The sequence below is a fragment of the Thomasclavelia cocleata genome, assembly GCF_900102365.1.
Lineage (GTDB): Bacteria > Bacillota_I > Bacilli_A > Erysipelotrichales > Coprobacillaceae > Thomasclavelia > Thomasclavelia cocleata.
Genome location: NZ_FOIN01000022.1, coordinates 15,871 through 42,286, shown reverse-complemented (window position 1 = coordinate 42,286; position 26,416 = coordinate 15,871). Strand labels below are relative to the sequence as shown.

Sequence of the window (26,416 nt, the reverse complement as noted above, 5' to 3'; positions counted from 1 at the left end):
TAAATTATCATATGCTCCATCTACTTCTTCCTGCATTGCATTTTCATTGTTTAATACTGTATTTGCATTTGTTAATGCTTCTTCTAATACTGCCCATGTTTCAGGTGTATATTTTTCTGCTGCTAAGTCTGCTGTTGAATCTACTAGATCTTGTAATTCAGCCTTGTCACCTTTTAAGAATTCTAACATATGCATTGCTACTGATAATCTTGCAAATGATGCATCCACTTCTTCTTGTGTTGCATTATCATCAGCTAAGATTACTCTTGCTTCTTCTAATGCAGCATTGAATTCAGTTACTACTGCTGGTACTACTTTATCTAAATCTTCTGCTGTTACAGCACTAGCCATTTCTACAGCTATTTGTAATGCTGCTTTATTTGTAGATATAGTATTTTCCAATACTAATACAGTAAATGTTATTTCTTTACCTTGATAACTTACTGTAATCGTTTGTTCTCCTACTTTATCAGTTAATTCGCTTACTGTATAATCTGTAATTTCTTCTGTATTTCCATTATTATAAGTACCTTCAACTATTAAACCACTTAAATCAAGTTTTTCACCTACATAATACTCTATTTTATTAGGTAATTTTTTTATTGTTAATGTGTCTAAGACAAGTTCTTTTACCTCAACATCAAAACTTATGGTTTTTCCATTATAGCTGATTACAATTGTTTGCAATCCTGGCTCATTTGTCAATGATGAAACAGTATATTCATCAGGATTCAATGAAATTTTATTCCCAGTATTAAATATAGCATTAACTACTAATCCCTCTACGTCTAACTTTTCACCTTGATAATAACTTAACTTGTTTGGTAAAGATTCTATTTCAATAGATTCTAACTCCATAGTTATACTTGGTTCAACTAATAAGTTAGCAGTTATTTCCTTACTATTAATAACATTATCATTTTGATCTAGTTTATATGCCTGTAATACATAATTACCACTAGTTGGTAATGTGTATTCAAATATTACTTTTCCTTCAACTACAAGTTCTTCTCCAACTAACTCACCATTACTATATAAAGCAATTTTTTTAGTATTTTGATCAGTTACATTCATTTCAACTTTAATTAAATTACGAGCATTACTAATCCCATTGAAATCATTTTCAGCTGGTAAAACAATTCCATTATGATCTTTTAAAATTAATTGTTCATTACCTACTTTAACTCCTAGAGAAGCATATAATTTTGAAAGTGATGAAAATTGTTCATCCATAAAAGCAAGACGATCTGTTAACCAACTCTTTAATTTACTAATTTCATATTCACTAGTATTAGTATTACCATACCAAATAGCAGAGTTACTAGCACCAGCCTCTTTTAAATATACACGGTAATCTTCTATACTCGCCATCATATCAGCAATTTGATTATTTCTTACCTCTTCATAACGTTGTTTAACACATGAAACAAAGTATGGATCCTTTATCAAATAACGATACCATTGTCTTAATTGTGGTTCACTTGAGTTGCCATATGCTGGAAAATATAATGTTTGCCATTGATCAGTTGGAATAGCTGCACTTTGGCTAGCCCCACTGCTCCAATCCATATCCCAAATTGGCCCCATATGGAATTTATCATCAACATCTTTATACATATATGTACTCTTCTTCATTCCATCTTCATTGAAGAACAATTCAGTAACTAACCAATAATCAACTAATGAATCCATATCAAACAATTCACTGTAATGAACATTATTTCCCTCATACATACTATGATAATCCTTAGACATAACAGCATTTTCATAAGCTTGGATATAATTTTTAACATAATTCATCATATCTTGGTTACTAACAGCAAATTCTGGAGATTTAAACATAAGTGGTTGATTACTGTTTGTTTTAAACTTAGAAACTTCATCATAATTAGAATCCAATTCTAACAAATAACCACCATTAATACTAGGAATTGTATAATCATAATTAGAAATAAAATATGTTTTACCCTGATAATTAAATTTTCCACTAGTTGTCCAACTTAAATTTTCTGCTAAATAACTCTCTAAATCATCTGCATTTAAGCCCTCTTTAGTAGCAATAATTTTTGATAAATCTTTTGCTTCATCATCCCAATTTAAAACATCAACCCTTTTTTCATCTACACGAATTTGTTCACAAAATTGATATATACCAACATATTTCCCATTAAAAACAACACCTGTATGAACTGTTTCTGTTTGTGGCATATCTAAAGCCCCCGATAAATCATAAGACAATGTATTACGTAAACTTGAAGAATCATAATAATTAGCTAATAAAACCCAATGTTTATTTTTTCCCATTGAAAATAAATTAGTTTTTGAATCCAATTTTATTTTATATGGTTTTTTAGGTAATCCCCAAGTAGAATTACCGCGTCCTTTAATTTCAATTTTTCCATCATATAATTTTGTTGTTTCAAGATTATATCGTTCATTACCTTGAATTTTCATTTCACCATTTATATAATAATCTTTACTAGTTACATCACTACCGTTTTCAGTATTGATATATACTACAGGTAAACGACTAAAATATGTCCTAGTTGATAAAGTTTTTATTCCATTACTTATTTCAACACTAATAAACTTTTCTAAATCATTAACTGTTGGGCTATAGCTAACAGCATTCGAAACTAACTTGTCTCCAACCTTCCATTTATAGCTTAATTCTCCAGTTAAATTACTCGTAACGGTTAATGGTTCACCTATTTTTGCATACTCTTGTTCAAACATAACACTATCTTCATTAATTTCTCTTATATCTAAATTATTAGTAAAATTTAATGATTTTACAGGTTGTAAAAATCCTATTGTGTTAGTTATTATACTTACTGATAAAACACCAATAAATATTTTTTCTAATCTTACCTTTTTCATCTTTATTCCCCTTTCTATCTTATCCCCTTACAATATTCGAAAGGGGTTTCATAAATTTATTTTATCATAAATTAATATATTTATTAAGTATTTATGGTAATCATTAATAAAAAAGTAAAAAACCAAAAATATTAATTTATTTTTGATTTCTTATAAATTCTCTTTTCCTGATATCTCCAAAACTTCTAATTTAAATACACATACAGAACTAACCATTGAATCAGTAAATTGCCAATCTTTTTTACCAGTACTATGCTCCATAATCATTCTTAAAGCTAGTTTTTTTTCATCTTCATCTTCAACAAAACTTACTTTTCCATTACCAATTATACTTCGATAAAAAGCAGAATGATTACAAGGCAAATTTGATGTAACTAGTTTATAACTTGTATCTAGTTCAAACCCTACATATTTATTTTTTTTAATAAGTTCAATTTTTCGACCCTCTGCTGCTCCATGAAAATAGAAAATTCGTTTATTATTTTCTTCATGATATCCAAAGCTTAAAGGTACAATATATATTTTGCCATCATCATTAAATCCTAATCTACAACAATAACAAGCTAATATAATTTCTTTAAATCTACTTTCAACTACTTTACGATCTTTTCTTCTCATCATACTTTCCTACAACATCTTTACACTTTAAAAGTTTTTAATTATTCTTTTTTGTATCTTTAACTAATATTGTACTATTTATATATAAGCTAAAATAAACTTAAAATATATTTTCTTAAAAATACCTGCTTTATGATAGATGATTTTAATTTGTTCATCATAATAATCAGTGACTCTTTTAAGTTCTTCATCTGTTATATCATGAGTTGAAAACCGAGCTTTATCTGCAAGAGATTTGATTTTAGAAGTATCTCCATTTAATTTATTTAAATAATGATAATAATAACAAACTAACTGATTATTTGTTTTAGCATTTATAAACATTCTTTTTTTACGAATAACTGCTTGTAAGATAAAAATAATTCCGCCAATTATAATTGTTCCTATAATATATCCATAAAATGGTATTTCAATTTTAGAACTATTTTCATTTTCATTTTCAATTACATTTCTTTCACTAACTTCTGGTATTATTGGAGTTGTCTGGTTATTATTATCTGAATTAATAGGATTAACAGGTACTGTGCTATCTTCATTTCTTACACCATTTCCAATTGCTTCAATTGGAATCCATCCCAAATACTCATCAAATATTTCAATCCAGGCATGTTCATTTCGATCTCTAATAATTAATTGTCCTTTTTTATTCTTGCTATCATTAGCTTGATATCCTAATACAAAACGTGATGCGATACCATTTCTTCTTAACATCAATGCTAGTGATGATGCATAATGTACACAATATCCTTTTTTATTAACATTAAGAAAATAATTCAAATAATTTTCATCATCTGGTAAATCACCTGGTCTTAAAGTATAACTAGTTTGCTTAGCCAAAGCATTTTTACATTGATTAATCAAATCATAAACATCACCATTATAAACAATATTATTTTGCAATAAAAATTGATCAATGATCTTGCTATCTTCATCTGATACACTTGTTAGAATCCCATCATTATCATAAAAACGAGTTTGTAATTCTTTAAAACTATCCTCTGTTCCATTTCTTTTTCCAATTTCTAATAAGATTTCTTTTTTTTCATCAGCTTTTACACTTGCAAACAAAGAATTAAAATCATCATTAGGTATAATCATTTCAAAATTTTGAGGATTTTCACCCATAAAATAATTACCATAATATGTTAAATCAGTATTAGTGAAATAATAAGGCGTATAATTTCGATAACTATAACCACTTAACTGTTCAACTGTAATAGTCTGTTTTTTAGCTTTAGTAATATCAGCAAGAATGTTCAAATTACGATATACCCAATAAATATATTTCTGATCATCTTCAATAACACTCCAATTACCATTATCATATTTATCATAACCAATTCCCCGCATCTTAAAGTTTGTCAGTTCATTAGCTCCATCAATAATAAAGTCAACTGAATTTCGATAATAACGATCCCCTTGTTTATTTACATTATAATTCTCTTTAACATTTCCTGCTGTAGCAAGTGGTAACTTAGAACGATTAAACAAACTTATTGAAGATAAACGGTATGTCTCAATTCCAAAGACCAGATATGTAAAAAACATTGATACTAGACAAATTCCAATTATTGGAATCTTTACATTTTTCCCTTTTTGCATTGATACAATCAAAAGAACTAAAAAATATAATACAAAACTGCCAATAAAATACCATGGTGGAGTAATAGTAAATAATAACTCTATAAATACTCCAGGTAATAGAGCAATGATTCCTAAACCATATTTATTCTTTTCTATTGCTACACAGGCCAATATATACATTGGAATAAACAATAATAAAAATGTACAAGTACATACAAAAGATTTATCAAAAAAATCCAACATACTTTCATAACCAAAATTATAAACCGAAACATCATTATATTTATGTACGACAGTTGAAACCAAATACGAAAAACATGCAAGAGTATTAGGAAGCATTAATAAGATTCCATCTATTACTAATCCCCCAATTATAAACTGTCGCTTATTTTTTGTATTGGTATATCCTAAATAAATAACTAGTCCAATCATAACGCAGAAAAAGAAAATTAAATTAGGATTACTATTAAAATCAAATGAGTATATTAAAGAACCAGTTGAACCAATAATACCTAATAAATAAATTAACAGTTTCATCGGTGACCACCTTCAATCCTTTTTATCCCATAATAACTAATAATAAATTCATAATTATGTTTAGTTACATCGGGATAATAATCTTTATTCCATAATAAATATTTAAACTGATCTTCATATTCTTTAATACTAGTAATTTCTTTATTTGATAACAAAAACTTATACTTATTTTCTAATAACTTAATACAAAATACCTCTAAATAACTAAAGACTAAATCATTATGATCATCATCTTCATCAAAATCACAGTGAATATTTATTATTTCACTTACAGATAATGCATTATCCTTTACTAACACATCGTCATATTTTGCACTTAATTTCCAATGAATATTTTTTAGTAAATCTCCTTCTCGATATTTATGAATATCATATATTTCTGTTGGATCATCACCTTTTTGATTTATCGCATAAACTTCTTCACCATCTTTAGGAAGTAAATGTTGATATACACTAAAGTCAAAATCAATCTTTTTTGGATAAATTGTTATTGGAATTTGATAATAACAACGTTTCTTCAAACAAAATAGATTTAAACTATCATATTGATAATAGTCCTTAATAATTAAATTTTCACCACCACAATGTTTAAACGAAATATCAAATTTATCTTGATTTCCCCTTAAAAGATACTTTTTATTATCTATCTTGAACTTAATAGCCCCTAAACCAAACTTATCCCGTTTTACAAAAATACTTACTAATTCATTTTGTCTTACTTTTTTATCATCTACAACAAATTCTAGTTTCAAAAACTTCCAAGTCAATAATAAATAAATGAAAGAAACAATTGGTAAAACTAATATAACTAATAAAAAATAATAAGAAAAATAACCAATAAAAGCAATATAGAAAAACACACCAAATCCAATTAATAATAAATATACTAAACGACATCGCCACATACTATTTATATGTAACAGGTGTAATTCGCATCATAATTTCTTCCATTATGATTTGAAAACTTTTACGATTTTTTTTAATACTAGGAATTAAGAAGATTCGGTGATTAAGCACTTCATAAAGATTTTCATTTATATCCTCAATAACAACATAGTCACGTCCATACAAATAAGCTGTTGCTTGAGAAGCTTTTGTCAAAGCTATTGAAGCTCGAGGTGATGCCCCTTGTTCAATTTTTTCATGTTTTCGAGTTTGTTGGACTACTTGAACTATATAACGAACTAAACTTTCATCAATATGAACACTTTTAATTTCTTTTTGCATCAAAACCAATTCTTCTGGTGTTATAACAGCTTCAATATTATCTAGGGGATTACTATTCTTTTTACGATTTATAATTTCAATTTCACTAACCTCATCAGGATATCCTAATGATAACCGCATCATAAACCGGTCTAATTGTGAATCTGGTAACATCTGAGTTCCTGCACTACCAAAAGGATTTTGTGTAGCTATTACTATAAATGGTTTACTAGTGGGATAAGTATTTCCATCCACACTAATAATACCTTCTTCCATTACTTGTAATAAAGCAGACTGAGTTTTACTTGATGTACGATTTATTTCATCAGCTAAAAAGATATTAGTAAAAACAGGCCCTTTTTTAAAACTCATTTTTTTACTATCAAAATCATAAACTGAATATCCTAATAAATCACTAGGTAAAATATCAGATGTTAATTGTACTCGTTGATAATTTAATGATAATGCTTTTGTAAATGCTACTGCTAAATTTGTTTTACCTACCCCAGGAATATCTTCAAATAAAATATGACCTTCAGCAAGAATAGCAACAATCGTTCTTTTGATTACATCATCCTTACCCAATACTGCTTTTTTTACTTCATTTATTAATAAATCTAATTTATCATTCATATTTTTTCTTCCCCCTACTACTTCTTGATACTTCAATTTTATCATAAATTAGTGGAAATTCAGTGTAATAATTATTAATCTATATTGAAATTCTTCTTTTTTATTTAGTAATTTTAATATATTTAATAAAAATTATACTATTTTTTAGAAAACTTCTTTATTCTGTGATATAATTTGTGCTTGAAAGAAGGTGTTGTTATGTCCCCTGAGCCCGAGCAGGTTTATATCAAACAATTAAATAATAAAAATGCAGGAGACATAATAAATTAGTCTCCTGAGATGGAGGCTAAGATGTTAGAATTTTATAAAACTTATGGATCAATAACAAAAAAAATTGATGAACCAGAATCAGGAAGCTGGATTAATGTAGTTGCTCCAAATGAAGAAGAAAAAAATTTTTTAATCGAAAAGATTGGTGTTTTACCAGAATTTATAAAATCATCTTTAGATGCTGAAGAAAGTTCACATATTGATTATGATGAAGACTATAATCAAAGGCTTGTAATCATTGACTATCCTAGTGCCGAAGAAGAAAATGCTCAAGGTTATGATAAAAATATGCTTCAATATACTACTTTACCACTAGGTATTATTATTATGAAAGGTTATGTTGTAACAATTTCTTTGTATGAAAACTTAAATATAGATGATATGCGTCAAGGTCGAGTTAAAGGAATAAATACTAATTTAAAAACTAGATTTTTATTACTTTTACTCCTTAGAATTTCCCAACGTTATTTAATTTACTTACGTCAAATAGACCGAATTTCATCACGTACAGAACAAACCTTGCATAAATCAATGCAAAATAAAGAACTAATTCAAATGCTAGGTTTAGAAAAATCATTAGTATATTTTTCTACTTCACTAAAAACTGATGAAATTACTTTAAATAAAATCATGCGTGGTAAAATAATAAAACTATATGATGAAGACCAGGATTTATTAGAAGATGTATTAATAGAAATACATCAGGCTATTGAAATGTGTAATATTTACTCAAATATTCTTTCTGGAACAATGGATGCTTTTGCTTCAGTAATTTCTAATAACTTAAATATTGTTATGAAAGTATTAACAGTGATTACTATTGTAATGGCTATTCCTAATATTATATTTAGTTTTTATGGAATGAATGTAACAGGCCTACCAATTGCTCATTGGTGGTTTCCGACCCTAGTGGCAGTTATTGCTTGTATTATTGCAACAATAATTTTTATAAAAAAAGATATGTTTCATTAAAGTAAGAATTACTATTTAATTCTTACTTTTTTATTAGTTCAATAATTTATTACTTAAAAATATTATTTAATAATTAAATAATGATAAATACCATGTTATTATTTCTGTTCCATAAAACAGAGATGTTATAATTCCTAATACTAAAAACGGTCCAAATGCAATATGTCCATCAGCTTCAACTTTATGTCTTAATAATAAATAACCTGCATATATTCCTCCTATAATAATTCCAATAAATCCAGCTAATAAATTATTTTTCCAACCTAAAAGCAATCCTGAAACAAACATAAGTTCAATATCACCAAAACCAAAGCTATAAGGTATAATCAGGTTAAAAATAAACATTGGTACACTGATGCATAATCCCCCAATTAATAATGTCATAAAATCTATTTGAATAAAAAATCGATAAACAATAACTAAGATAAATAAAGTTAAAATAGTTGATAAATATATATTCATTGTCTGATAATCAATAATCGCAATTACAGTTAATACCATAATTATAAAAAACATAAGTACTGTCTCAATAGTTAAACCAAAACAATAAAAACTTAACATAAATAATAATCCCCCAAAACATTCAAATAGGAAATGTTTAAAAGAAATCTGTTTTTTGCAATAACGGCATTTACCCCATAATAAAATATAACTAATTATAGGTATCAAATCATACCACTGAAGACTAGTTTGACAACTTTCACAATAACTTCTCCCCTTAGCAATTGATATTCCCTTTGGAATACGACAAACTACAGCATTAGCAAAACTACCTACACAACTACCAGTAATAAACAAATAAAAATAGATAAAAAAATAAACAGAATCCATTATTAACCCTCCCTATAAATATTATAATACTATTTCCTTAACAACACTGTATTTTAACTTCCCTTAATTCTTCTACTAATTCAAATACCCTAATAAATTTACTTTCTATTTTATTACGATAATTTATGAATATAAAAACCAGTATTGTATTAATAGCATTTCTAAAGTTTTTATCTAATATATTATTACTTTAATCTAGTTATAAATTTCTACTATATTTAAAACTTTTTTAAAAAAATATTATTTTATTGTTTATCATCTTTAGTAATAATTAAAGTTATCAACAATATTTTATCTTATCCATACAAAAAGCGCTCAAACGAGCGCTTTATTTATTAAACTCTAAATTACATAAATAACTTTTCCCATAAACCAAATAAGAAAATGAATATTACGATTAAAGGTAAAATCCAGCTTACATAAAACTTGGCCTTTTCAGGAAAACCCAATCCTTTACCAGCATTAGCTTCAGACATAAAACTTTTCCATCCCCATCCAATTTTACGTGTACAGAAAAACAAAAATACTAATGAACCAAGTGGCATTATAACATTAGAAACTAGAAAATCAAGTAAATCTAATACTGCACTTCCAGCACCTAAAGGCTGGAAACCAGATAAGATGCTAAAGCCAATTGCACAAGGAATACTACCAATAACAATAATTATAAAATTTAAGATTACACTTTTTTTCCTTGACCATTGAAATAAATCAATTGAAAAAGAAACTATATTTTCAAATACTGCAATAATTGTTGATAAAGCTGCAAAATTCATAAAAATAAAAAATAAAGTACCCCACATTTGTCCATTATCCATAACATTAAAAATATTTGGTAAAGTTACAAAAACTAACCCTGGTCCACTACCAGCATCAACTCCAAATGACATACATGCTGGAAAAATAATCAATCCTGCCATTGTTGCTACAAAAGTATCTAATGCTAAAACTCTAAAACCTTCACCAGTTAAAGAACGTTCTCTACCAATATAACTACCAAAAATAGCCATTCCACCCATTCCAATACTTAAAGTGAAAAATGCTTGACCCATAGCACCATAAATGGCATTAAAAATCCCATTTTCCATTAAAGCATTAAAATCAGGAATAAGATAAAATTCAACACCTTTCATCGCTCCATCTAAACTCAATGACTTCACTACTAATAAAAGCATTACTGCCAGTAATAAACCCATCATTACTTTAGTAACCTTTTCTACCCCTCGTTGTAAACCAACTGCACAAATACCACAACCAATAACAACAATTAAAACCATCCAAAATACACTTGCTTGTGGATTAATTTGCAATGATGAAAAAACATCACCTACTTCTTTTGGTGTTAATCCTATAAAATCACCATTTAACATTTTTACAAAATAAGCTAACATCCAACCTGCAATCGTGGTATAAAACATTACTAATAAATAATTCCCAGCCATTGCTACATATGAAAACCAATGCCATTTTTGCCCCTTTTTTTCTAAAACATGAAAGCTTTGTGCAACGCTTTTTTTTGAAGCCCGACCTACTGAATATTCCATAACAATAATTGGTAATCCTAAAATAATCAGAAAAAATAAATACACTAATACAAATGCTCCACCACCATATTTCCCTACCATATATGGAAATCGCCAAATATTGCCCAAACCAATAGCACAACCTGCAGATAATAAGATAAATCCTAAGCGTGAAGATAAGTTTTCTCTATTCATAAATTGTCTCCTTATTTAAACAATATCTTAATTGTAAAGGAAATCAATCTATCCGTCAATTAATAAGAAAAAATTACAATAACTATTTATTTATACTATACATTATTATTTTTAGACTCTTACTGATTACTACAATAGTTACATAAGTCAAAATATTCTTAATAATAATTATCTTTGTTACAACAATCATCTCTTTTCCAATCATTACAAAATAATAATAGCATTAAAATTTACTATAACATTATAGTTCCCTCTTTTATCTATATTCATTATATTAAAAAATCTTTAAATGAAATAATTACTTTATATTATCTACACAATTAAAAAAAATGAATATCTTATTATGTAGGAGGTTGATTATATTGTTAACTGTTTATACTGTTATTGAAGCTTTATTATTAGTTATGGCACTGTCGATTGATACATTTATATCTAGTCTTGCATATGGAACTAATAAAATCAAAATCCCCTTTTCATCTGCAATGATCATCAATATAATTTGTAGTGTTTTTTTAGCTATATCTATATTACTTGGAGAGTTTTTTGAACCATATGTATCAAATCATTTAATTAAATTCATTTCTTTTCTTCTATTATTTTCTTTAGGTATTATCAAACTTTTTAACAAAAAAATAAAAAATTTTTTTAATCATCTTAAACAAATAAGATTTTTCAAACATTCAAAAATAACTACTTTTATAAACATTTACTCTAATCCAGAAAAAGCAGATATTGATACTTCTAAATACCTTTCCAACAAAGAAGCCACCTTGTTAGCACTAACTCTCGCTATAGATGGATTGTCTATTGGTTTTGGTGCAGGATTAACTAATATCAATCATATTTTAGTAATATTCTTTTCGTTATTTTCAGATATGATTGCTATTTTTTTAGGAAGTTATATAGGTATTAAGGTTGCTAAAAAAACATCATTTAACTTATCTTGGTTAAGTGGTTTAATATTAATTTTTTTAGCATTTTCAAAATTATAAAATGTATTCTTAAACCAAACAAAAAGTATGTATAACTTAATGTACATACTTTTTTACTATTACTAGTTATCCATAATATTTTGATTTATTAGCCTTAATTTCTTTTCCAGCAACAATCAATTAAGTGTAAACAGCTTTTTATTTCCAATACTTTGCTAAACTAAACATTGCATCTATGTTTAGTAGACCACCTGTTGATATTTTACCATTTAAATTTGAATTTTTATCCACACTAGATAAAATAATATTTTTTAAACTTAAAGTAGAAATATTAGGCATATATGATTTCAATAAAGCTGCTGCGCCAGCTACATGTGGAGCTGCCATAGAAGTACCATTTAACGGACTATATCCGCCATATAAATCAAGACTTAATATATCCGTTCCTGGAGCAGCTATATCAACACTATCTACTCCATAATTTGAAAAACGAGCCAATGCATCATATGGATCTGTCGCTGCAACCGATATAATATTATCACTATCATAAGAAGCAGGATAAATAGGTTCAATATCATTATTTGTCCCATTATTTCCTGCAGAAGCAATAAATAATCCATTATAATTTTCTATAGCATATTCTAAAGAATAAGAATATGCTCGCCCACCCCAACTAGCATTAAGAATTTGAATATTAAAATTATTTGCAAAATCAATCGCTGCAATAGCTGATGCAATATCAAGACCAAATTTTAAAGATGCCACTCTGACATTCCAGCATACTCCTGTAATACCAATACCATTATTACCAACCGCTCCTATTGTTCCTGCTACATGGCTCCCATGTCCATCAGTATCAATAGAGTTATCATCATTATCAGCAAAATTCCAACCATAAAATAAATTTGCATTTGGTGAAACCCACATATTCTGTGCTATATCTTGATGATTATAATCAATTCCAGTATCAATAACCCCTACAACAACCTCACTACTTCCAGTTGTATAATTCCATGCCAAAGGTGCATTGACCTTCTGAATTCCCCAAAGATACTTGTACAGTGGATCATTAGATACTAGATGCATTTCTTCTAAATAATCAGGCTCTGCATAATTTATATATGGACTCAATGAAAGTTTTTCAATAGCTTTAATTACAGTTGTTGGATTCTTATCTTTTAAATAAATCAGAATAATATTCTCAGCATCATTTTTTGCCATTACCATACTAGAACTAAAAATAATCTCTATTTTTTCATATTCAATACTTTCTAAAGCAGCGCTAATATAAAACTCAATTTCATCAAAAGAAATTTTTTCATTTACAGCTATAATTACTTTTCCTGTTTCATATTTATCATACATAATCTGTTCCCCCTAATTATATTTTATGCTTATATTTATTTTTAATTACTATAAGCTAAATGTCAAAATTCTTTTTATAAAATAGTACTATTTTAAATTTTAAACAAAAAATATAAGACTATTTTTAAAGACAGTCTTTATTTTATAACTACTACAAATGCATACCTATATCATATCTTCTTTATATCTAAAAAAACTATTTACATTATTATATCAACTAATCTCATATCCCATTCAACCATTTTTTTACAAAATAAAACATAAATTCACTTCTTTTTATTTTGTTCTCATGAGATTTTATGTTATTATAAAAATGGACACAACCCATTACATAGTTGTGTTCTACAAAATGAGATATTGATATAAAATTAAGAAAGGAGAGGGGTTATGAAAAATTTAAACAAATGTCTTTTAGTTTCGTTTGTACTAGGTGTTCTCTATGCTATCTACATAGTAGCGTACTTTGGTGGAGCTGTAGGTGGCTCTGAAGGTGCTGAACAGGCTGGTGCTGCTATTGCAACTGCATTAGTTACACCTCATATGATATGTACAGTCTTAGCTGTCATATTTAATGGTTTAGGTTTATTTATGAATAAACGTGGATTTGCTCTTACTGGTGCAATTCTATATGCTGTAGCTATAGTTATGTTTATTCCTTATTTTATATTCATAATAATTCAAATGATTTTATCTTTTGTTGGATTTGCAAAAATGAAAAAGGCATAAACTAGTAAAAAATCATTAGAATATTTTTACATTGATGATGCGAAATTGAATGATTAATTAGTTAGTTATTAATTAAATGTAATAAGCACATTTCTTAGTATTTATACAAAATTGGGATAAAAATTAATTTTACTTTAAATCTCTAGAGATTTAGTTATCAAATAAAGGTAGAAATATTGTGATAATATAATCACTAATTTCTACCTTTTGTATTTACTACATTTTCCTAATTTTCTAATTATCTATGCCCCTAAAAAACTGACAGTTATTTCTTGTTTAATGAAAATTTTGAAAAATTATACATAAAACTTGATATTCAAAAAAGGAGAAAGTCATGCAAAGTTAAATCAAAATATCAACAGTCAAAGATAAGAGTGTTACATTCTATTCTAGCGAAAAAATACAACATTGGAAGCTAAAATATTTAATGCGTTATCATATATGTATAAGAAAAGTGTAGAGCCTGAGGTTAGGGATTTTATTAAAGAAATGTAAAAACAAGATATCAACCTAAAATTAACTAAAAAAGAAATAAATAGAAAATAAAGATCTATTTTATAAATTGAAACAAATAGAATTTTAATGATATAATAATAAACGAAAGGTGATGAAAAAATATGATTATCAGTTCCAAATTATAATGTATTTGAAAGGCACACCTAATTCTGCATACGAAAGTATCAAGACAGAATTTCTATATCATTCAAATAAACTTGAGGGAAGTACTTTTACAAAAGAAAACCTAGAAAAATATTTACAACAAAATATTATTGAAGGTAGTCATAAAATTGATGATGTATATGAAACAATCAACTCTACTAAATTATTTGATTTTGTTATTAAAACATTAAACGAACCATTATCAAAACAATTAATACTTGAACTTCATCGTATGTTGAAAGATAAAACACTTGATCATGAAAGAGGATTTGCAGGATGTTGGAAAAAGATACCCAATATGATTTCTGGTGTTGATTTAAAACTAGCCCAGCCTTGGGAAGTAGATATAAGAATAGAAGAACTACTTTTAAAATGGGAAGCATCATCTAAGTCACTTCAGGATATTGTAAAGTTTCATGCAAGATTTGAAAATATTCATCCTTTTCAAGATGGAAATGGTCGTATAGGAAGATTCATTATGCTTAAGCAATGTATAGAGAATAATATAGATCTTATTTTGATTGATGATTATTATTCTAAGAATTACATGGAATCACTTTATGTAGCGCAATCAAAAAAAGATTATACTGAACTTTTAAAAATATTCGAACATTGCCAAAGTCTATTGGATGAAAAGTTAACTTTTTTGAAAGAAACAGTTGATTATATACAAGAACATGACATTGAATTCAATTCATAATCAATGTAAAATATAGATTGTTTTTAAAGACAATCTTTTTGTTTTTCACTAAAATATAAAGTGTATCCGATCTAAAAAAACAAGAAAAACGTTTTATTTAAAGATGTGTAGCAAAATGTAAAAGAATTCGAAATTATAATGAAATATTTTCATTTTGTTATTGATTATAAGGATAAATTATTAATAACATCATCATCTTTAAGTTATGCATCATATCACACATACTTTTCAGATAACATGCCAAAAACATCTACATAACAATAATCCTCTGATTATATTTAATATAGCTAAGATAATAGGGACTAAATATTTTATTAAACATTCCAAAAAATAATCATATCAACAAACACATTTAAACCAGCTTATCTCTTATATTTATCTTTTCTAGTAGTTTTCATCATGTTTATCAATCTTTTATAAAAAATATATTAAAAAATTTTCACTCATCAGTGCTACTTATGTGATATCCATCAAAATAGGAATTTTTAGTGATATTTAATTTATTCAAAAAATATTTGATTTTATCGGTGTTTTTCCAACACCATCCATTTCACTTCTTCAATTTGGATTTAACGCTCAGTTTGGATGTCACTAGGATACAAGTTATCCCATTAAAAAATGAGTGATACTATTAATCTAATAATAATATTACTCTTTCTTGAATTATTTTTTCTAATTGTTTTAAACGTTTATTTGATAATTTATACCTTGTTTTTCTATCAAACTTAAAATTTATTAATTTTCTAAGTTTATCTTTTTGCCTATTTGACATTAATGGTTTAACAAATCCTATAAAATCTTGATAGGCTGCTGGAAGACGTGTAGATACATAAGTATTTATTTCTTTAAAATCACTGTCCATCGCATAGCATAACAAAGATAATCCATTATCAAAGATTGGTGCTGGCGCAATTATTTGATTAATATTACTATCAACTAATAATCCAAAATTACCAAAATGTCTATCCTCATTTAAGATAACAGCATCAAAAACTAGCATATCTATAAGTTCTTGATAATAGTTATCTCCTAAAATTTTATAATATTCTATAACCGCTGCAATGCCTCCGGTTTTTACTAATCTACCAATAGGAATAAATGAAATATCTTGACTTGTAAATAACTCACAAGTTGAACATAGCTTTCCTTTCCATTTAGATAAATTATAATCAATGTGATTTAATTCCATTGTTCTTGCCACTTGACTAGCATAGAATTCCGAATAGGGTTCTAATCCACTGTTTGCAAAACCTTCTGTTCCTGACTTGTAAAGCATCACTTTGCCTTTTATTCTTCGCCATGATTTTGCAAGCATACCATTGGTTGTAAACTCAGGTGATGAACGGAAAGAAGATCTAGTATAGCTTCCATACCCAGTAAATGCAATAGAAGCTATATTTGTATTAAATGAATTTGTATATAGATTTTTATCACTAAATATATCTGTACAATCTTCTTTAACGACCCAATAACTATCATTAAGTGATAATCCTTGACATATTTCAATAATTCCTTTTGTATCTTTTTCGTTTAAACCTAGTCTTGATAAAAAGTTTGATACATATGCTCTATTTCTTGGAATAGTTCTTTTCTCCAACCATCGTTTTAGTGAGTTATCATCAACCTCTAAATCTAAAGGGATTTGATTTTTCATATTCTCATTAACTGAATTGATATGAACTTGTAATCCATCATTTGTATAATCCAATGAAAAATACAATAAATTATTATCAAATTGTTTTAAAATATAATTCATGAAAAACACACCCTTTCTATATAAAAAAAACGAATAGATATCCAATCTATTCGGTCAATTGGTTTATTGGTGGAGGTGAGGGGAATCGAACCCCTGTCCAAGCATAATCCCTCCAAAGCGTCTACAGTTTATCTCATTGAACTAATTTAATTAGGCTACAATCAATGAGCAATTTTCCACCTAACGAGCTTATAAAATTTTCGTAATACCTACCTAAGCTTTAGATACTCTTATCCTATAAATTTATGATACCAGTTATCTAGTTATAGGCACACTAAATAGTGGCAGCTTTCATGTCTATGTCGACTAAGCGAAAGCGTAATTAGTTTGTCTGTTTCCAGTTATTTATTTGTGCATTTAACGAATGCCTTCGACTGCAGCTAAGGTCAGACATATACCTGTCGAACCCAGGACACCCCCAGTTTAATAATTTTTAAGAGCTTTTTGAATTTCTCTTTTAGAATCCCTTTCTTTTAAATCTTGACGTTTATCATAAAGTTTTTTACCACGAGCAAGACCAATTTCTAATTTAACTTTACTACCTGTATTAAAGTATAGCTTAGTTGGTACAACTGTCAAGCCTCCTTCTTTTAATTTATTAGAAATTTTTAATATTTCTTTTTTATGTAAAAGAAGTTTTCTTGTTCTTAATGGTTCATGATTAAAACGATTACCATGACTATAAGGAGAAATGTGCATATTTTCTATAAATGCTTCATTATCTTTGATTCTAACAAAAGCATCTTTTAGATTAACATTTCCTAAACGAACTGATTTTATTTCTGTCCCTTTTAACTCAACACCAGCCTCATAAGTATTTAAAATAAAATAATCATGATACGCCTTTTTGTTGTTTGAAATAATCTTCATACACATTCCCCCTTTTAATTATTAATATTTACTTTTTCGATGTCTTACTTTACCATTTCTTTCTCGTTTATTAGAACGTGAAAAATCATGTTTTCGTCTACGCTTAGAATGACCTTTTTTTCTTTTATCATCTTTACGTGTATTTATTATAACAGTTTTTTGTGTCTTTTTGTTGGATTTCATGCCAACAATTTCAAAATCTACTGATTTATCTATTTTTGATGCACTAGCAACTCTCACCTTAACACAATCAGACATTTTAAACACTTTACCTGTTCTTTGACCTATATAGCGAAGATTTTTTTCATCAAAAAAATAAAAATCATCTGTTAAATCACTAACATGAACTAAGCCATCTATTGTGTTATCAAGTTCAACAAAAAAACCAAAATTGGTAATAGAACTTATAATTCCTTCAAATTCTTCACCTATATGTTTTTCCATATATTCAGCAATTTTCATATCATCAACTTCACGCTCAATATCAATTGCTTCACGTTCTTGATTAGAACTTTGAAGAGCAATCTCTGGCATTATCTCTTGATAATGTTTAATTGTTTGATTATCTAACCTTTTTTCAAAAAGATATCTTCTAATCATACGATGAACAATTAAATCAGGATAACGCCTAATCGGCGAAGTAAAATGCGTATAAAATTCATCAGCTAACCCAAAATGCCCCAAACACTGTTCATCATAACGTGCTTTTTGCATACAACGTAATAATAAAGTTGATATAATTGTATGTTCTGGAGTATCTTTACTTGCTTCTATAATACTGCTTAATTCATTAGGATATATATTTTCTAATGATCCTTTAATAGTATACCCCATAATTTTAGCAATTGAACAAAACTGCATTAATTTCTTTGTTTTTGGTTGTTCATGAACACGATAAATAAAAGGTAGTTCAAGCCACTTAAAGTGTTCAGCAACAGTTTCATTAGCTAGCAACATAAATTCTTCAATAATACGATCACTAGCTCCACGCTCTCTTAAAACTACATCAGTTGTTTCACCTTTGTTATTAACAATAACCTTTGCTTCTTTAACATCAAAATCAATTGCTCCACGCCTAGCTTTCTTTTTTTGTAAAATCAAAGCTAATTCCTGCATCAAGAAAAATAATTCCTTAACATGACTATACTGTAATTGTAACATTTGGTCACCATCTAATATCTTATTAACATTAGTATAAGTCATTCTTTCTGTTGAATTAATAATTGCAGGTATGATTTCATGTTCAATAACATCTCCATTTTGATCAACTTCCATAAAACATGAAACTGTAAAACGATCAACATGAGGATTCAAAGAACAAATACCATTTGATAATTTATGAGGTAACATTGGTATAACTCGATCTGCCAAATAAATAGATGTTCCTCTTGAAAAAGCTTCTTTATCTAATGGCGAACCTTCCTTTACATAATAAGATACATCAGCAATATGAACTCCTAAACGATAATTACCATTAGCTAATCTTTTTAATGAAATACCATCATCCAAATCTTTAGCATCGTCACCATCAATTGTAACAACTACTTCATTACGCAAATCAACTCGATCACCTATATCAATACCATCTAATGTATCAGGAATTTCTTCAATTTGTTCATATACAGCTTTTGGAAATTCAACTGATGCTCCATGTTCATAAACAATTGATAAAATATCAATTCCTGGATCATTTTTGTGTCCCAATATCTTTACGATATCCCCTTTTAATATAGGTTTATATACCTTAATTTCAACTAACACTTTATGACCTGGCATAGCACCATGCAAATGAGCATGATCAACATAAACTCGCTTATCAAATTTAGGATCATCAACATCAACATAATAATCACGTTTACCTTTTTTAATCTCACCAACCAATTTAGTTTGACCACGCTTTATTACTCGAATTATTTTACCCTCAGGTCTTTCAACTTCACTATATTTATTTATTTCAACTAATACAATATCCTTATTAAAAGCATCCTTTAAAGAATCAGGAGCAATAAATATATCTTTTTCTTGGTCTTCAACTGCAACGAAACCAAAACCCTTTTTATTAATAGTAAGAGTTCCCAAGACCATACCAAACTGATTAGGCAAATAATAATGATTATATTTATTTCTTACTACTACACCTGTTTCTTCTAATTCATTCATTAATTTAACTAATTTAATAAATTTATCACTACTTGTACAATTTATCTTTTTAGCTATTAAATCAATTGAACGCTCTATATAATTTTCATCACTCAATAATGTTAAAATTTTTTCTTTCACTTACTCACCACCCTTTATTCCAAAATAAAAATAGGACCAATAGTCCTATTAATTATGACATTCTAATAATGATGGCAATAATGAAGAACGCTATTGCTAAACCAGCTGTTATTCTTGTCATAACTAAATCTGCTCCACGTTCTTTTTGTTGAGCAAATAAGTTTGAATTTTGACCAGTTAAAGCATTAACAATCCCATCAGATTTACCACTTTGTAATAGACATAATATAATAAGTGCTATTGATATTATCATTAATAAGACATTTAAAATAGTGCCAAACATAATATACCTCCTAATTGATACTTTGATACATCGCTAGAACATAATAACATAATATTTTTAAAATTTCAATGATTTAATCAATACTTTGACGAATAGTCATCAAATATATCTTTAAATTCTCTTTTCTAGTACCCTAACTTCTAAATTCCCACACCTTTTAACATCGATTTCCTTAAAACCTAATTTTTCCCAAAAACATAAACCTTTTAAATTCTCTTTAATACAAGCTAACTGAACAGTACTACAAGTTTCTTTATACTCATCAATCATAAACTCCATTATTTCTTTACCAATTCCCTTTCGCTGCCAAGATTCATCCACTAAAAATAAACCAATCCAAAGACAACTATTATCATGTTTCATCGAAAAACGATAACCTATCTGATAATCAATCAAAGCAACCATTTTTTCATTATAATATATTTTCTTTATATAATGCTCCTTTTCATCAAAACCCTCAGGATTATCCATCTGCTCAATAAGATATTCTTTTGTAGGAACAGTTCCCTCTAATAGATAATATTGTTTTTGTCGCAAATGAAAATCATATAATTCATCATCTAATTCATAAATTCTTCTATATTTAAGCATTATCAACACCCACCACATAAAAACGATCATTATTTAAAACCAAAACTATATTTGCACTATTTGGTAAAGATTCAACTTTTTGCTTATATCTTAAAGAAATAAGCACATTATAATATTCATTATTCTCTAACCCTTCTATAACTACTTTAGAAGGAGAAAAAGAAATAATTTCATAATCCTCTACTTCTAATTCTGGATATTCTTCTTTATTAACATAAAATGATTTTAATGCAAAAGAACTAAATGCACTTTGTAAATCAGGATAAATATAATCTAATCCTCCTATTTGATTTTCCTCTTTGTCTTTTAAAGTAAAATAATCAACAGCAAAATATGATGCAACTAATTGACACTCTTCATTTAATTGCCTATTTTGATAAGCCTTATCTAATCGAGTATAAATCTCATCTAATAATTCATTAGATGCTGTTTTAATATATGGAGTAGTCTGTTTTTCTTTAATAACTGGTTTCTCTTGATTTAAATGCATATATGTTCCACTGAAACCTATAACTAATAAAAGACAACCTAAAATAATAAATCTATCAATAATAACTCTTTTTTTAGTTCTTTTGTTACGATATCTTTCTAAAATCTTAATTTTAGGTAAATGATCACTATGAATAAAAATATTAACTATTGTAAGTAATGGCTTATATTTTCGACTAACCATACCTGTTAACTCCACAAATAATTCAAAAAATAACATTAAAATAATAAACATTATTGTTCCTAATATAGAATCATATAAATATACATAAGAAGTTAATGAAAACAAAAATGTTATACCATAAAGTACAATTACACTCTTTCGATGTCCAAGCTTTAATTTAAACATCAAATTGTGATGTAAATGCGCCCTATCTGCTTCACTAAACTTTTTATGATGAACTTTTCTACGTATGATTGCTATCAGGGTATCCATGATCGGAACCATTAAAACAACAATTGGAGCACCTAAAGTAAAAAAGGTAGAGACATTATAACCAAATCCTAATAAAGAAATTACTGAAATCATAAAACCTATATATAAAGCTCCACAATCGCCTAAAAAAACTTTTGCTGGATGAAAATTATAAAATAAAAATCCCATAATCGCTCCTGCTAAAACCAGTGATAAAGAAGCAATATCAGTTCTTCCACTAGTTAAAGAAGTCATTGATATAGTAAATAAAACTATTATTGAAATACCTGATGATAACCCATCAAGACCATCAATTAAATTTATTGCATTTGTTATTCCTACTATCCATAGTACAGTGATGATTGCTGGAATAATTGGTGGCCAATTACTAGGCATAAAATCAAAACCTTTTAGATATATATCACCATAACCAATTACAATTAAAGCTGCTACTAATTCTACTATTAGTTTTGTTTTAGGCGATAGATCATGAACATCATCATATAGACCTATAAAAAAAACAAAAAAACCAGCAATTAAAATTGCATTTATTTGGGGATCAGTCTTTAGAAAAATCACCGCTCCCATTAATGAACTTATGTAAATTGCATATCCACCTATTCGAGGAACCTCAATTTTATGAACCGTACGTTTATTTTTATGTGCCACAATTCCTAAACTTTTTCCTAACCTGATAACTACAGGAATCAATAAAGCTGTAATCATCATTGTGACAACAAACGACATTATTAAACTAGGATTCATCTTCTCACTCCCTATCTCTTGTATATTATTAATTATTTTTGAATAAAATACAAGATAAATAAGTTATTTAGTTTTATAATAATAATATTAAGAATAAAATAATCAAACTAAAATCAAAGACTCTTTATCCAAATAATCCAGCCAATACTTTTTTCCAAACGATTATTATAAATTACAGTATCACTAAGTTCTTTCAACATTGTTGTAACATTTACTATTAAGCTCTTATTCCTACAATTTTATTTTTAAATAATTTAATTATATACCCAACTTATCAATTACACTTTATTAGCTACAAAAAATGAAAAACCAGAAGAAAATATCATTTTGATATAACTTCTGGTTAAATTTTAGTCGTCTTAACTTAATGACATTGACTATTAACTCTCATGTTACTTAACATAATGTGTATTTTCTAACATTACACCACAACCATTAGCAACACAATTTAAAGCATCATCTGCAACAAATACTGGTACTCCTAATTCATTTTCCAACAAGCGATCAAGTCCGCTTAATAATGCTCCTCCACCTGTTAAGAAAATTCCTCTTGACACAATATCAGCAGCTAATTCTGGAGGCGTTTGTTCTAATACATGTTTTGTTTCTCTTACAATTGTTTGACAAGTTTCTCTTAAAGCTAGTTCAGTTTCATCTGCAGTAATTGTAATCGTATGTGGCAATCCTGTTACTAAATCACGACCTCTTACTTCAAAAATTTCTTCACTGATCCCTTTAATTGCAGTACCAATTTGCATTTTAATTTGTTCTGCAGTACGGTCTCCAATCAATAACTTATATTTATCTTTAACAAATTTAATAATATCTTCATCCATTACATCTCCAGCAATTTTAAGCGAACTACTTGTAACTATATCACCTAAAGACAATACTGCAATATCAGTAGTTCCACCACCAATATCAATTACCATATTACCAGTTGGTTTTGAAATTTCAAGTCCAGCACCAACTGCTGCTACTTTAGGTTCTTCTTCAATAAATACTCGCTTAGCACCACATCTTTCAGCTACATCTTTAATTGCACTTTTTTCAATTGATGTAATATTTGATGGGCAACAAATTAAAATTGTTGGTCTAGAAAAAATTCCTTTTAAATTTAATTTATTAATAAAATGAGTAATTAAGATTTCTGTTATTCTAAAATCTGCAATAACTCCATCTTTTAAAGGACGAATTGCTTTTACTCTTCCTGGTGTCTTTCCTAACATATCTTTAGCTTCTTGGCCAACAGCTAAAGGTTTTTTATTTTCATCATCTATCGCTACTACAGAAGGTTCATTTACAACAATGCCTTCACCTTTGACATAAATTAAAATATTTGCTGTACCTAAATCGATACCAATTTCTTTTGATAATGCCATCATTAGTCCTCCTTATTTTTTCTTAACTATTGTACCATGATTTTTGATATTTACAAGGTTAAAAGCGAAATAAAACCAAATAGCAATAATTTTTTCTATTATTGCCATTTGGTTGATTATACCGCTATTTTTGTAACATCTTGGTCAAAATAAGATTCTGGATTTAACGCCTGATTATCCTTTTCTAAAACAAAATGTAAATGACATTTTAATTCAGATTCATAAACATTTTCTCCACTAATTCCAATCTTATCACCTTGTTTAATAACTGCATCTTTTTCTACACTAACTTCATTTAATGACTGATATGTAGTACTAAAGCCATTTTCATTAGTTATAGTTACAACCCAACCAAGTAAAGCATCATTATCTTTTTTAGTTACCGTACCTGAACATGCTGCTTTAACTTCAAAAGCTTTTCCATCTTTTGAAAAATCCACACCTAAATTTGGTCGATAAACCCCTTCAAAATATACTAATGCTTTTTCCAGTTCAGCATCACTTAAAGATGCATCATAGAATTTTTTTACAATTTTTACATCATCACTAACAGGCTTTAATAATTTCTCAGTCGTTACAGTTGGTTTTTCCTCTTTAATCTTATCTTCTTTATTATCTTCCACTTTGACAACAGCGGTATCTTTAAATGGCTGATATTGATTTAAAACTAATTGGATCACACCAACTCCAATTAAAAATAACATTACTACCATACCAAAAACTAAAACACGTCTATTACGCTTCATAAATAATTTCATTGTTTCACCTCATTTGTAGTGTTTCCACTAAAACAAGGTTTATACTAATTATTTACAATTTCAATATTAGTATAATAGTGATTCAAGATTTCCTTATAATTAGAACCTTCCAAAGCCATTCCTTGTGCTCCATACTGACTCATTCCAACACCATGACCACTACCTTTGGTTGTAAATACATACTTATTACTTACATATTCAACAGTAAAACAACTCGAAGATAAACCTAATTTTTCTCTAACTTGACGACCACTATAGTTTTTACCACCAACACTCAAAGTCGCTACTCGACCACTCTTTTTATACGCAATAATATTAAAATTTATATCTTGACAATTAAATTTTTCTTTTAACTCTTGTTTGGTAAAAGATACTTGTCGAGTATTTTTAGGATCTATTGTTAAATCCCAATGACTATCAACACTTCTTAAATACGGTAAAGGACTTGATTCAAAATAATCTTCTACATTTTCAGTATATCCATTACTAGATGAAAAAAACAATGCAGAAATATAATCTCCCTGATATTTCATTACTTCATTTTTTGTTTCTTTAATAGCAGTACTAATTTTTTGATAATATTCATCGTATTTGTTACCCCAATTCTCTTTCATCTTATCTTCACTTAAATACACTTGACTATTAGTAGTATTATCTACACTTAAATTACGATTATAAACAAATGTTCGACTAGCTACTACTTGTGCTTTTAAAGCTTCGGTTTCAAAATTAGCAGGCATCTCTCCAGCAACTACACCTAAAAGATAATCATCTAAATCAACATAATTAACATTATTATCAATTGTCACTGCAACTTTAACTGGCTCTTCTTTAATCTCCTTTTTACCTTGAATCGTTTCTTCTTTAGCTTGATAATAATTCATTGATAAAAAAATAGCCCCAACTAATATAACAATTCCTAATTTTACACTTATCTCTCTCATATACAATTACCTCACATAATTATATGAGATATAATTTAAAATATGTTAAAAATGTATTGTAGCAAATTCTAAAATAAACGATCCCAACAAATATCCTAAAGATAATGACGCTATTAAAAAAAATAAATAAAATTCTCTTACTTTAGCCTTTCTAATTATATTATCAAAATTAAAACAACTTAATCCCCACATTGAAAGCATCACTGAAACCACATACACAAAAGTCTTAATAATTTGATAAGACATTAAGA

The 26,416-nt window shown here is 27.6% G+C and carries 22 protein-coding genes and 1 other RNA gene; 4 read left to right on the top strand and 19 right to left on the bottom strand.

The window, feature by feature from the left end; translation table 11 throughout:
• The 5 genes from BMW96_RS08915 to BMW96_RS08895 form a co-directional block, all read right to left on the bottom strand.
• A partial coding sequence (locus BMW96_RS08915; RefSeq protein WP_092354601.1) for a CotH kinase family protein occupies positions 1–2,880 on the bottom strand: 2,880 nt, incomplete at its 3' end.
• A gap of 150 nt (positions 2,881–3,030) precedes the next feature.
• Positions 3,031–3,501, bottom strand: coding sequence for a pyridoxamine 5'-phosphate oxidase family protein (locus BMW96_RS08910; protein ID WP_211283664.1), 471 nt, complete (start codon positions 3,499–3,501; stop codon positions 3,031–3,033).
• Positions 3,502–3,576: 75 nt separating this feature from the next.
• Positions 3,577–5,619 carry a transglutaminase-like domain-containing protein gene (locus tag BMW96_RS08905; protein WP_092354594.1) on the bottom strand — a complete coding sequence of 681 codons (2,043 nt, stop codon included), beginning with the start codon at positions 5,617–5,619 and terminating at the stop codon, positions 3,577–3,579.
• Entirely contained in the window at positions 5,616–6,479 is an 864-nt protein-coding gene (locus BMW96_RS08900) for a DUF58 domain-containing protein (protein WP_244881295.1), read from the bottom strand. Before BMW96_RS08900 ends, BMW96_RS08905 begins: the two co-directional genes overlap by 4 nt.
• 46 nt (positions 6,480–6,525) lie before the next feature.
• Positions 6,526–7,458: an AAA family ATPase gene (locus BMW96_RS08895; RefSeq protein WP_092354588.1), complete on the bottom strand. Its 933-nt coding sequence runs from the start codon at positions 7,456–7,458 to the stop codon at positions 6,526–6,528.
• Positions 7,459–7,749: 291 nt separating this feature from the next.
• On the opposite strand from BMW96_RS08895, the gene BMW96_RS08890 reads away from it, so the two are divergent.
• On the top strand, positions 7,750–8,700 hold the full coding sequence (locus BMW96_RS08890) for a magnesium transporter CorA family protein (RefSeq protein ID WP_092354584.1): 951 nt from the start codon (positions 7,750–7,752) through the stop codon (positions 8,698–8,700).
• A gap of 66 nt (positions 8,701–8,766) precedes the next feature.
• On the opposite strand, the gene BMW96_RS08885 is transcribed toward BMW96_RS08890, so the two are convergent.
• Together BMW96_RS08885 and BMW96_RS08880 are read right to left on the bottom strand one after the other, a co-directional pair.
• Positions 8,767–9,531: a prepilin peptidase gene (locus BMW96_RS08885; protein ID WP_092354581.1), complete on the bottom strand. Its 765-nt coding sequence runs from the start codon at positions 9,529–9,531 to the stop codon at positions 8,767–8,769.
• Positions 9,532–9,878: 347 nt separating this feature from the next.
• A complete protein-coding gene (locus BMW96_RS08880; RefSeq protein WP_092354579.1) occupies positions 9,879–11,249 on the bottom strand; it encodes a sodium-dependent transporter in 1,371 nt (456 codons plus the stop codon).
• Positions 11,250–11,611: 362 nt separating this feature from the next.
• On the opposite strand from BMW96_RS08880, the gene ytaF reads away from it, so the two are divergent.
• Positions 11,612–12,241, top strand: coding sequence for a sporulation membrane protein YtaF (gene ytaF / locus BMW96_RS08875; protein ID WP_157796139.1), 630 nt, complete (start codon positions 11,612–11,614; stop codon positions 12,239–12,241).
• A gap of 138 nt (positions 12,242–12,379) precedes the next feature.
• On the opposite strand, the gene BMW96_RS08870 is transcribed toward ytaF, so the two are convergent.
• Entirely contained in the window at positions 12,380–13,546 is a 1,167-nt protein-coding gene (locus BMW96_RS08870) for a S8 family peptidase (RefSeq protein WP_092354574.1), read from the bottom strand.
• A 387-nt stretch (positions 13,547–13,933) separates the two neighbouring features.
• Between BMW96_RS08870 and BMW96_RS08865 the strand changes: the two genes are divergently transcribed.
• Both BMW96_RS08865 and BMW96_RS08860 read left to right on the top strand, forming a co-directional pair.
• On the top strand, positions 13,934–14,272 hold the full coding sequence (locus tag BMW96_RS08865; protein ID WP_092354572.1) for a hypothetical protein: 339 nt from the start codon (positions 13,934–13,936) through the stop codon (positions 14,270–14,272).
• 607 nt (positions 14,273–14,879) lie between these two features.
• Positions 14,880–15,632 carry a Fic family protein gene (locus tag BMW96_RS08860; RefSeq protein ID WP_211283665.1) on the top strand — a complete coding sequence of 251 codons (753 nt, stop codon included), beginning with the start codon at positions 14,880–14,882 and terminating at the stop codon, positions 15,630–15,632.
• Positions 15,633–16,263: 631 nt separating this feature from the next.
• On the opposite strand, the gene BMW96_RS08855 is transcribed toward BMW96_RS08860, so the two are convergent.
• From BMW96_RS08855 to BMW96_RS08805, 11 genes are all read right to left on the bottom strand, one after another.
• Complete coding sequence (locus tag BMW96_RS08855; RefSeq protein WP_169924280.1) at positions 16,264–17,388, bottom strand: HipA domain-containing protein; 1,125 nt, start codon at positions 17,386–17,388, stop codon at positions 16,264–16,266.
• Positions 17,389–17,455: 67 nt separating this feature from the next.
• Positions 17,456–17,808: a transfer-messenger RNA gene (gene ssrA / locus BMW96_RS08850) on the bottom strand.
• A gap of 3 nt (positions 17,809–17,811) precedes the next feature.
• Entirely contained in the window at positions 17,812–18,258 is a 447-nt protein-coding gene (gene smpB / locus BMW96_RS08845) for an SsrA-binding protein SmpB (protein ID WP_092354557.1), read from the bottom strand.
• Between the two features lie 21 nt (positions 18,259–18,279).
• Positions 18,280–20,538: a ribonuclease R gene (gene rnr, locus BMW96_RS08840; protein WP_092354555.1), complete on the bottom strand. Its 2,259-nt coding sequence runs from the start codon at positions 20,536–20,538 to the stop codon at positions 18,280–18,282.
• A 52-nt stretch (positions 20,539–20,590) separates the two neighbouring features.
• Complete coding sequence (gene secG, locus BMW96_RS08835; protein ID WP_092354553.1) at positions 20,591–20,821, bottom strand: preprotein translocase subunit SecG; 231 nt, start codon at positions 20,819–20,821, stop codon at positions 20,591–20,593.
• 111 nt (positions 20,822–20,932) lie between these two features.
• Positions 20,933–21,412: a GNAT family N-acetyltransferase gene (locus BMW96_RS08830; RefSeq protein WP_092354551.1), complete on the bottom strand. Its 480-nt coding sequence runs from the start codon at positions 21,410–21,412 to the stop codon at positions 20,933–20,935.
• Positions 21,405–23,081 carry an MraY family glycosyltransferase gene (locus BMW96_RS08825; protein ID WP_092354549.1) on the bottom strand — a complete coding sequence of 559 codons (1,677 nt, stop codon included), beginning with the start codon at positions 23,079–23,081 and terminating at the stop codon, positions 21,405–21,407. The genes BMW96_RS08830 and BMW96_RS08825 overlap by 8 nt, the downstream gene beginning before the upstream one ends.
• A 392-nt stretch (positions 23,082–23,473) precedes the next feature.
• A complete protein-coding gene (mreB, locus tag BMW96_RS08820) occupies positions 23,474–24,463 on the bottom strand; it encodes a rod shape-determining protein (protein WP_092354547.1) in 990 nt (329 codons plus the stop codon).
• Positions 24,464–24,579: 116 nt separating this feature from the next.
• On the bottom strand, positions 24,580–25,221 hold the full coding sequence (locus BMW96_RS08815) for a M23 family metallopeptidase (RefSeq protein WP_092354545.1): 642 nt from the start codon (positions 25,219–25,221) through the stop codon (positions 24,580–24,582).
• Positions 25,222–25,265: 44 nt separating this feature from the next.
• Entirely contained in the window at positions 25,266–26,165 is a 900-nt protein-coding gene (gene spoIID / locus BMW96_RS08810) for a stage II sporulation protein D (protein ID WP_092354543.1), read from the bottom strand.
• Between the two features lie 45 nt (positions 26,166–26,210).
• The gene (locus BMW96_RS08805; RefSeq protein ID WP_092354541.1) at positions 26,211–26,411 is read right to left on the bottom strand and encodes a DUF1146 domain-containing protein; all 201 of its coding nucleotides are present in this window, start codon (positions 26,409–26,411) and stop codon (positions 26,211–26,213) included.
• Positions 26,412–26,416 lie beyond the last annotated feature (5 nt).